1 protein-coding gene is annotated in these 3,371 nt (G+C 62.3%); it reads right to left on the reverse strand.

Annotated elements, in window-relative coordinates:
- A partial coding sequence (locus WCB02_RS12785) for an amino acid adenylation domain-containing protein (protein ID WP_423958592.1) occupies window positions 1-3,268 on the reverse strand: 3,268 nt, incomplete at its 3' end.
- Window positions 3,269-3,371 lie beyond the last annotated feature (103 nt).

Consider the following 3,371-nt stretch of genomic DNA (forward strand, 5'->3'; position numbering starts at 1 on the left):
ACTGACGAAGCGTGTCGGTCTCGAACAGGTCTTCCTTGTAGGTGCATGAGCCGGTAACGCCGGAAGGTCCCTGTTTCAGCATCAGCGTCAACCAGGTGTGATCGATCGCGAGGACTGGCTGCCCGTCATAGCCGGTTCCAAACGACTGAACGGTCAGATCGCGCAGATCCAATGGCCGGCGAACGGCGTTTTGAAGGACGAAAAAGGCCTGCGTGAGCGATGTTGGATCGGGACCTTGTTCTTCCGCCAATCGGGCTGCGAGGATCTCGAACGGCAGATTCTGCCTCGCATGAGCCTCCAGGACCGCCTCGCGCACCCGAGCAAGCGCCTCCCGAAATGAAAGATCCGGCTCCAGGCGGGTTCGGATCAGGGTCGTGTTTTCGAACAGCCCGACCGTGCGCTCGGTCCATAGCTCCGAGCGGTTGGCCATGATGGTGGCGATACAAATATCGCCGTGTCCGTTCCGAGCCAGCAGCATCGTTTTGAAACCGGCCAGCAACGTCATGAATAGCGTAGTGTCCTGGCTACGACTAAGGGCGCTCAGCCGCGCAACGAGGTCTGTTGACAGATGAACCGGCTCGCGGGCCGTTACAGCGTCCAGCCGCGCGCCGGCGGCGCTTCTGTGTCTTGAAAAAACCGGAACCGCCCCGCGCAGTTGATCTCTCCAATACGCGATCTGCCGGCTCGCCAGGTCCGTCGTGCACCACCAACGCTGCCAACTCGCGAAATCGTAGAACTGAGGCTCCGGCCTTGGCAACTCCGCTTGTTGGCCGCCGGCAAGGGCCGAATAGATTTCGGATATCTCTTCAAACAAGATCCCCATGGACCAGCCGTCGACGATTCCGTGGTGCAGAACCAGAAGCAAAACGTGATCGTCGTCAGCAAGCCGAAACAGGCGCATCCGAAACAGGGGCGCGCGATTCGTCTCAAAGGGTTCCCAGGCTTCCTGCTGCGCCCGCAGCTCGGCCTTCTCGAGCACGAGTTTCCTGGCGCGCTTGCTTGCGGTGGATATCCCCGCGGCGAGATCTTCGGCGACAAGCCGAAGATCGATGCCGGTGGCTGTAGCCAGGATAGCGACCGGGCGCTGTTTCGCCCAGTCAAATCGCATGCGCAACGAATCGTGTCGGCGCACGACCTCCGCCAGGCTCTGCTCCAGTGCCGGAACGTTGAGCGGACCTTGCAGACGAAAGCCGTACGGCAGATTGAACTGCGGCAGTCCAGGCAATTCCCGTTCGATCCCGAGCACGCGCTCCTGCGCGATCGAGACCGCCAGCGACCCGTCTCCCGTCACGCGCGCGGTCTGCGGCTGTGGCGATTCCGAGCTCACTGCGTGAGCCTGGTCTACCAGCCGGGCCAGCGTCTCGATCGTCGTCGCCTCGAACAGTGCCCGGATCGGCAATGAAACACCGAAGATCTTGGCGATCCGGGCCAAAACCCGACCCGCCAGGAGCGAATGGCCGCCCAGGTCGAAGAAGTTGCTGGAGATCCCAATGTCATCGACCTCGAGTATCTCTGCCCAGATGCTTGCCAGGATGTGCTCGGTCGAACTACGTGGTGCGATCGATTCTGCCTGTGACGCGATCGCGATGCGCATGGCTGCCAAGGCGGGACGATCGAGCTTGCCATGGGGCGTCAACGGCATGCGATCGAGGAAGACGTAGCCCGCAGGGATCATGTAGGCCGGAAATCGCGTTCGGAGGAAGTCGCTGAGCTCGTTGGCCTTTGGCTCTCCTTCGGTCGCGGCCGCGATATAAGCAACCAGTCGCACCTCCTTATTGAAATCGCGTGCTGCCACGGCGGCGGCTTGCACCTTGGCGTGTTCCATCAGGACATGCTCGATCTCTTCGAGCTCGACCCTGCAGCCACGGATCTTGACCTGATGGTCGATGCGCCCGAGGCATTCCAGGGTGAGGTCGGCTCGCCAGCGCGCGAGGTCCCCGGTCCGGTACATGCGGGCGCGAGGACGCTTGGAGAACGGATCGCGCAAGAATTTGCGCCGGGTCTGTTCGGGGTCGTTGAGGTAACCACGCCCCACGCCGGCGCCCCCGACACACAGCTCTCCCGCAACGCCGATCGGCACCGGCTGCTGGTGGGAGTCCAAGACGTAAAGGCGGGTGTTGGCTATGGCGCGACCAATCGGCACGGTGGAACTTGAAATGGGCGGTGCCGTCAGGCGATGCGTGGCTACATCGTCAGACGTCTCGGTCGCTCCATACGCATTGATGATCGGTACGGCCGGGAAGTGCTGAAACCAATCGCGACAGAGCTCCGGTGCGAGGCTTTCGCCCGTGGAAATCAGCACGCGAAGTCGCCCAAACGCAAGCAACGCCGGCTCGTCTTGTATCCTGCGCAGGATTTCGCGTAACAACGCCGGCACGATCTGCAGAACGGTGATTCCTTCGCGCGATATCTCCTGGGCGAGCAAAGCCGGATCCCGTACCACCTCCTCGCTGCAGATATGGACCCGCGCGCCCACGAGCGGCGCCGCGAGAAATTGCCAGACCGAGATGACGAAGCTCTGGGGCGAGGTCTGGGCGACCACGTCAGAGGCTGACAGGTCGAGGTCCGAGATCTTGGAAAGCAGGTGGTTGAGCATGCCCAGCTCCTCGATCATGGCGCCCTTCGGAACGCCCGTGGAGCCGGACGTGTAGATCACGCAGGCCAGGCTTGAGGAAGATCGGCGGACCGGCCGATTGGAATCTCGCGCGCTCGCGCCACCGAGATTCTCGAGAACGAGAACCCGGGGGCGCCTTCCACGCCGCGGGCCTGTCAGCGTCACTTGCAACGCTGCCGCGCTGGCGCGCGTGGCCAGTATGATACGTGCGCCGCTGTGCTCGATGATCTGCGTCAGCCTCGCAGCTGGCATTGCCGGATCCAGTGGAAGAAATGCAGCTCCTATCCGCTGTATCGCGATCATTGCTGCCAGGAAATCGATGCCGCGTTCGGCAAGCAGAACAACGATTTCGTCGGGGCGGACCTGCTCGCGAGAGAGCCGGTCGGCTATGGCCGAAGTTCGGCTTGCGAGTTCGAGATAACTGAGCCGGACCAGCCCGAAGGATACCGCGATGGCATCGGGGGTTCGCGCGGCCTGCTTGTCGAACCGTTCGCAGAACGTGCCCAGGCGGGACGACCTGGTCTCGATCTTGCTTTCGCCCGCGACCCGCTTCCATTCCGACGGCGGCAGCAGCGGCAGACGAGATATTCGTTGTTCAGGGTCTTCGACGATCGACAGCAGCAGACTCCGGAAATGCGCCGCCATCCGCCTCATCGTGCAAGCCTCGAACAGATCGGTGCTGTATTCGAGCCAGCCGCTGAGACGTCCATCGTCATCGATGAGCTCAAGCAATAGGTCGCACCTCGCGATGCCAGGG

The sequence above is a fragment of the Bradyrhizobium sp. genome (assembly GCF_049581145.1).
Lineage (GTDB): Bacteria > Pseudomonadota > Alphaproteobacteria > Rhizobiales > Xanthobacteraceae > Bradyrhizobium.